Below are 5,717 nucleotides of genomic sequence, written 5' to 3' on the forward strand. Positions count from 1 at the left end.
AGCTCGGCGAACATCTGCGCGACGTGCTTGAACGCCCGGTACTGCAGCAACCGGGCGAAAAGTAGGTCGCGGACTTCCAGCAGCGCCAGATCCTCGGCGTCGTCGACCTGACCGGATGGCAGCAGCCGCGCAGCCTTGAGGTCGAGCAGGGTCGCTGCCACGACGAGGAAGGTGGTGGTCTCGTCGAGTCCCAGCTCCGAACCGATCGCACGGGTGTATGCGATGAAGTCATCGGTGACTTGGTGCAGCGCCACTTCGGTGACATCGAGCCGGTGAGCGAAAATCAGCTGCAGCAGAAGGTCAAACGGCCCCTCGAAATTGGTCAGCTTGACCTGGAAGCCGTGCTGGGGTGATGCCTCGCAGGTCGTCCCGCCGTTCACGCGCCGAACCGGTCGATCACCTCGCAGGCCAACGACCGGTAGGCGGCCGCGCCGCCCGATCTTGGTGCCCACGATGTGATCGGTTCGCCGGCGACGCTGGTCTCCGGGAAGCGGACAGTACGGGAGATGACGGTGTCGAACACGAGATCGCCGAACCGTTCCACCACCCGAGCCATCACCTCACGGGAGTTCACGGTTCGCGGGTCGTAGCGCGTGATCAAGATGCCGCTGATGTCCAGCTTCGGGTTGAGGCGATCGCGCACCTTCTCGACGGTGTCGGTCAACAAGGCCAGACCGCGAAGCGAGAAGAACTCGCACTCGGTCGGGATGATGACGCCGTCCGAGCACGCCAATCCGTTCACGGTCAGCAAGCCCAGGGACGGCTGGCAGTCGATCAGGACATAATCGTAACGGTCCAGTACCGGGTGCAGCGCGCGGGACAGCGTCTGCTCGCGGCCCACCTCGTTGACCAACTGGATCTCCGCGGCGGACAGATCGATATTGCTGGGCACCAGGTCCAGATTTTTGACGCGCGTGTGCATGAGCACGTTGTCGAGCGACACCCGCGGCTCAACCAGCAGGTTGTGGATGGTGTGTTCCAGCTCGTAGTGCGGCACGCCGAGGCCGGCCGACAGCGCTCCCTGCGGATCGAGGTCCACCAGCAATACCCGGCGGCCGTATTCGGCGAGGGCGGCGCCAAGGTTGATCGTCGACGTGGTCTTTCCCACGCCGCCTTTCTGGTTGCACATCGCCACGACCTTGGCCGGTCCGTGTGAGGTGCGCGGCTTGGGCTCGGGGATCTCCCGCGGTGGGCGCCCGGTCAGGCCAACTCCGGTGCCGCTGTCGGCGTCGTCAGTCATACCCGGCTGCGGCTCGACAGCATGGATCGCCTCGGCATGCGCGGCGGTCGGGAAATGGCAGACATCGCAGGAGAGTCTAACGGGTATACGCGCCCGCGCTGTGAGACCCGCAACAACGTAACCAGCGAATTTGGGGACGGTCGGAGTACTTGGGCGGCTAACGCGCCCGCGGGTGGGCCTCGGCCCAGACTTCACGCAGCGCATGCACGGTGACCATGGTGTAGATCTGAGTCGTGGTCACCGATGCGTGTCCCAGCAATTCCTGCACTACGCGGACGTCGGCCCCACCCTCCAACAGGTGGGTCGCAAACGAGTGCCGCAACGTGTGCGGCGAGACGCCTGCGGTGATGCCGGCCCGCTCCGCGGCGTCCTGCAGGACTTGCCACGCGCTCTGACGCGACAGCCGGCCACCGCGCACATTGAGGAAGATGGCCGGCGTACCGCGCCCGCGACGGGCCAATTCGGATCGCCCGCGGACCGTGTAGGCCTCTAGGGCTTGCACAGCGGGCCGTCCGATCGGAACCAGCCGCTGCTTGCCGCCTTTGCCGTGCAGCAGCACCGACCGAGCGTGCGTGTCGATGTCGTCGACGTCGAGTCCGACCGCTTCTGAGATGCGCGCGCCGGTCGAGTAGAGCAGCTCCAGCAGTGCGCGGTTACGCAATGTCAACGGGCCGTCGGAGGGGCTGTCGCCGCCAGCGCCGGCCAGCAGGGCGAGGACCTGATCGAGGCTGAGGCTCTTGGGCAGCCGCCGACCCGGTGTCGGTGGCTTGACTGCTTGCGCGACGTCGAATTCGGCCAAGCCTTCGGCCGCTGCGAACCGGTGCAGACCGCGCACCGCGATCAGGGTCCGGGCCGCCGAGACCGCCGACAAGGGCGAGACACCGGAATCGGGATCGCCGCGTCGCAAGGCCATCAGGAATTCGCTGACGTCGTCCTCGCTGACCTTGGCCAGGTCGTCGACGCCGCGCACGGTGAGGTGCTCGAAGTAGCGACGCAGGTCGCGGCGATAGGAGCTCAACGTATTGGCGGCGACTCCCCGCTCGATCGTCAGATGATCAAGGTATCCCTGCAGCTGACCCTCCAGCGGCGGCGCCAGCGTCGTCATCGGGCTGCCTTTCGCGCGCGGAACGCCGTCGACCGGTCGGTCCACGGCGCATCCACCGGCCGCGGCTCAGCAATGCCCTCGCTGACCGCGTAGGCGGCTAAAACACCGGCAACTGCAAGGGAATTGACGATCTCTCCGCTGAAAATTCGCTGCACTGCTTCGGCGAGGGGATACCACTCCACGGTCATGTCGGCCTCTTCGTCGTGCGACTCGGGCCGGTCCACCTGGGTCAGGCCGGTGGCCAGATAGATCCGCACCGACTCGTCGCTGAAGCCGGGTGCGGAATCCAGATCGACCAACAGCTGCCAGGTCTCCGCCTGCAGGCCGACCTCCTCGCGAAGCTCCCGGGCGGCGCTCAGATGCGCGGCCTCCCCGTCGACGTCGAGCAGTCCGGCGGGCAGTTCCCACAGCCGTCGACCGAAGGGGTGGCGGTACTGGTAGACCATCGGGATTCGGCCGTCGTCGTCCATGGCGACGATCGCGACCGCGCCAAAGTTCTCGATGACTTCTCGGGTCACGATCTTGCCGCCGGGCATCCGGACACGGTCAGCCCGCAACGCGAAAATCTTTCCGACATGCAGGATTTTCGAGGAGGTCGTCTCGAAGACGTGCTCACCCACGGGTAACAGGTTCGGGCTCGGGCAGCGACGGCTCTGCGTCCTCGTGTTGTTCGCTGCCGTTGGCACGTTGCTCGGGCATCTCCAGCGACAGCCGCTCGCCCGCCTTGTACTCGATCGCGGCGCCGATGAACCCGGTGAACAGCGGATGTGGTCGGGTCGGACGGCTCTTGAGCTCGGGATGAGCCTGGGTGCCGACGACGAAGGAGTGCATCTCCGGCGGATACTCGACGAACTCGACCAGGTGCCCGTCGGGAGATGTCCCGGAGAACTTCAGCCCGCTCTCGGCGATGCGGTCCCGATACGAGTTGTTGACTTCATAGCGATGCCGATGCCGCTCGGAAACATCGGTCGACTGATATGCCTGGGCGACAATGGAATCCGGCTCCAGAACGGCCGGATACGCTCCCAGCCGCATGGTGCCGCCGAGGTCGGCTTCGCCGGCGACGATCTCTTTTTGATCGGCCATCGTGGAGATGACCGGGTCAGGGGTGTCCGGATCGAATTCGGCGGAGTTGGCCTGCGTCATACCGACGGAACGCGCGGCCTCGATCACGATGCACTGCATGCCCAGGCACAGCCCCAAGATGGGCAGCCCGCGGGCTCGTGCATGCGAGATGGCGCCGATCTTGCCCTCGATGCCCCGGATGCCGAAGCCGCCAGGGATCAGCACGCCGTGGACATCCTCGAGCACCGACGCCGCACCGCCCGGCGTCTCGCAGTCGTCGGAGCCCACCCAGCGAATCTCCACCTTGGCCCGGTGCTTGAAGCCGGCCGCCCGCAACGCCTCGCTCACCGAGAGATAGGCATCCGAGAGGTCGACGTACTTGCCCACCAAGGCAATTCGCACGGTCTCCTGCGGATCGTGCACTCGGCGCAGCAGGTCGTCCCATTCGGTCCAGTCGACGTCACGGAACGGGAGGTTGAGCCGGCGGACGACGTAGGCGTCAAGCTCCTCGCGGTGCAACACCTTTGGGATGTCGTAGATCGAGGGCGCGTCGGGTGTGGAGATGATGCCGTCGATGTCGACGTCACACATCAGCGCGATCTTGTTCTTCAGCGGCTCAGGCACGTCGCGGTCGCAGCGCAGGATCAACGCGTCCGGGGTGATACCGATGCTGCGCAGCGCGGCCACCGAGTGCTGGGTGGGCTTGGTCTTGAGTTCTCCCGACGGCGCCAGGTACGGGATCAGCGACACGTGCAGGAAGAAGACGTTCTCCCGGCCGATGTCGTGGCGAACTTGCCGCGCCGCCTCGAGGAAGGGCTGCGACTCGATATCGCCGACGGTGCCGCCGATCTCGGTGATGACGACATCGGGTCGCCTACCGTCGGCGTCCGGCGCGGCCATCGCCAGGATGCGGCGCTTGATCTCGTCGGTGATGTGCGGGATGACCTGGACAGTGTCACCGAGGTATTCGCCGCGGCGCTCCTTGGCGATGACCGTCGAATACACCTGACCGGTCGTAACATTCGCCGAGCCGGACAGATCACGGTCGAGGAAGCGCTCGTAGTGGCCGACATCGAGATCGGTTTCGGCGCCGTCTTCGGTGACGAACACCTCGCCGTGCTGGAACGGGTTCATGGTGCCCGGGTCCACGTTGAGGTACGGGTCGAGCTTCTGCATCGTCACCTGCAAGCCCCGCGCTGTAAGCAACTGGCCGAGGCTGGACGCCGTCAGGCCCTTGCCGAGTGAGGAAACCACGCCGCCGGTTACGAAGAGGTGCTTGGTGGCGGTTTGCGGGTGCTTGCGTAATGCTGGCAAGAGCAACCTCCGTGACGACGGGCAGGGCTTACTTTTCTAGGCTGAGTCCTAGCTTGGGGCCTGCCGACCCACGGAATCTCACCCTAACACCGACACCGACAAGTCGTCGTTGACACGCCATTGGGGACTATTGCGGCAGCGTTACCGATGACGCGCCCTGGCCGACGCCGTACTGACCGGGCCGCCCGCCGTTGATCAGGTCGCTCAGCGCCAGCGTGGTGGTCATCCGGCCTGACTCGGCGTTGACGTCGTCGACAGTGCTGACCGCGGCCCTCAACCCAGCGTCGGACCTGGTCACAGCCACCGCTGCCGTGCCGGATGCGGAGCCGTCGCGCCCCGCGACGACCGTGCCCGAGCCGTGCGGGGCCAGGCCCGCCGCGAAGCGGGCGACGGTCGCACCCTGATTACCTGCGCCGTCGCTCAGTCCCCTGCCGGTGACGATCAGCGCGGCGTTGGCCGGCCCGATGTGCTGGGTGCCATAGGTCACAAAGCCGGTGTCGCGCAGCGCCGCCAGCACAGTGTCGCGCTGGGAATCGTCGACCACCCGAACCTTCGGATCCTTGTTGATCAGCATCGCGATTCCCAACAGGTCGCCCGCTTGGGACCCCTGGTCGACCGAGGTGGTGCTCAATTGCGCCCCTGCGGGCACGATCGGCGAGTTCACCACCGACAGCAGCTTCTCCGCGGAGTTGGCGTCCACGAACTCCTGCGTCAGTGCCACGGTCCCGGTGACCGTTCCACCCGCCTGCCCCACCATCCGTGACAGTGCGTCGACATCGTCGTCGTTGGCGTCGGGAGTGCGGAACACCACCACCGACTTGCCTGACAACTTGTCATGCAGGATTCGCGGTGACATCTGTGCATCGAATTCACCTGCAGCATTGAGCTTTTCGTTCAGCGCATTCTTGTCGTCGGTGAGTGCGTTGATCTGGTTCTGCAGTTCGTGCTTGTCATCCTGCAGACCGGATAGCAGCGTTTTGGACAGCAGACCTG

Annotated in this window: 6 protein-coding genes; all 6 read right to left on the bottom strand. The window is 65.6% G+C overall.

Features of this window, described 5'->3' with window-relative positions; all coding sequences use genetic code 11:
* Positions 1-380 (bottom strand): segregation and condensation protein A (locus tag VGH54_RS14075; protein WP_331512634.1); only part of this gene is annotated, 380 nt, incomplete at its 3' end.
* Positions 377-1,240, bottom strand: coding sequence for a ParA family protein (locus tag VGH54_RS14080; protein ID WP_331512635.1), 864 nt, complete (start codon positions 1,238-1,240; stop codon positions 377-379). The genes VGH54_RS14075 and VGH54_RS14080, both read right to left, overlap by 4 nt.
* Before the next feature lie 157 nt (positions 1,241-1,397).
* Positions 1,398-2,345: a site-specific tyrosine recombinase XerD gene (gene xerD, locus VGH54_RS14085; protein WP_331512639.1), complete on the bottom strand. Its 948-nt coding sequence runs from the start codon at positions 2,343-2,345 to the stop codon at positions 1,398-1,400.
* On the bottom strand, positions 2,342-2,965 hold the full coding sequence (locus tag VGH54_RS14090) for an NUDIX hydrolase (protein WP_331512636.1): 624 nt from the start codon (positions 2,963-2,965) through the stop codon (positions 2,342-2,344). Before VGH54_RS14090 ends, xerD begins: the two co-directional genes overlap by 4 nt.
* On the bottom strand, positions 2,958-4,724 hold the full coding sequence (locus VGH54_RS14095) for a CTP synthase (RefSeq protein ID WP_331512637.1): 1,767 nt from the start codon (positions 4,722-4,724) through the stop codon (positions 2,958-2,960). Before VGH54_RS14095 ends, VGH54_RS14090 begins: the two co-directional genes overlap by 8 nt.
* A gap of 127 nt (positions 4,725-4,851) precedes the next feature.
* The coding region (locus VGH54_RS14100; protein ID WP_331512638.1) for a copper transporter at positions 4,852-5,717 on the bottom strand (866 nt) is incomplete at its 5' end.

The organism is Mycobacterium sp., assembly GCF_036488105.1.
Lineage (GTDB): Bacteria > Actinomycetota > Actinomycetes > Mycobacteriales > Mycobacteriaceae > Mycobacterium.

Excerpts from the sequence above, each read along its gene's own strand:
- xerD (WP_331512639.1), bottom strand. The coding sequence starts at position 2,345 with ATGACGACGCTGGCGCCGCCGCTGGAGGGTCAGCTGCAGGGATACCTT.
- VGH54_RS14080 (WP_331512635.1), bottom strand. The coding sequence starts at position 1,240 with ATGACTGACGACGCCGACAGCGGCACCGGAGTTGGCCTGACCGGGCGC.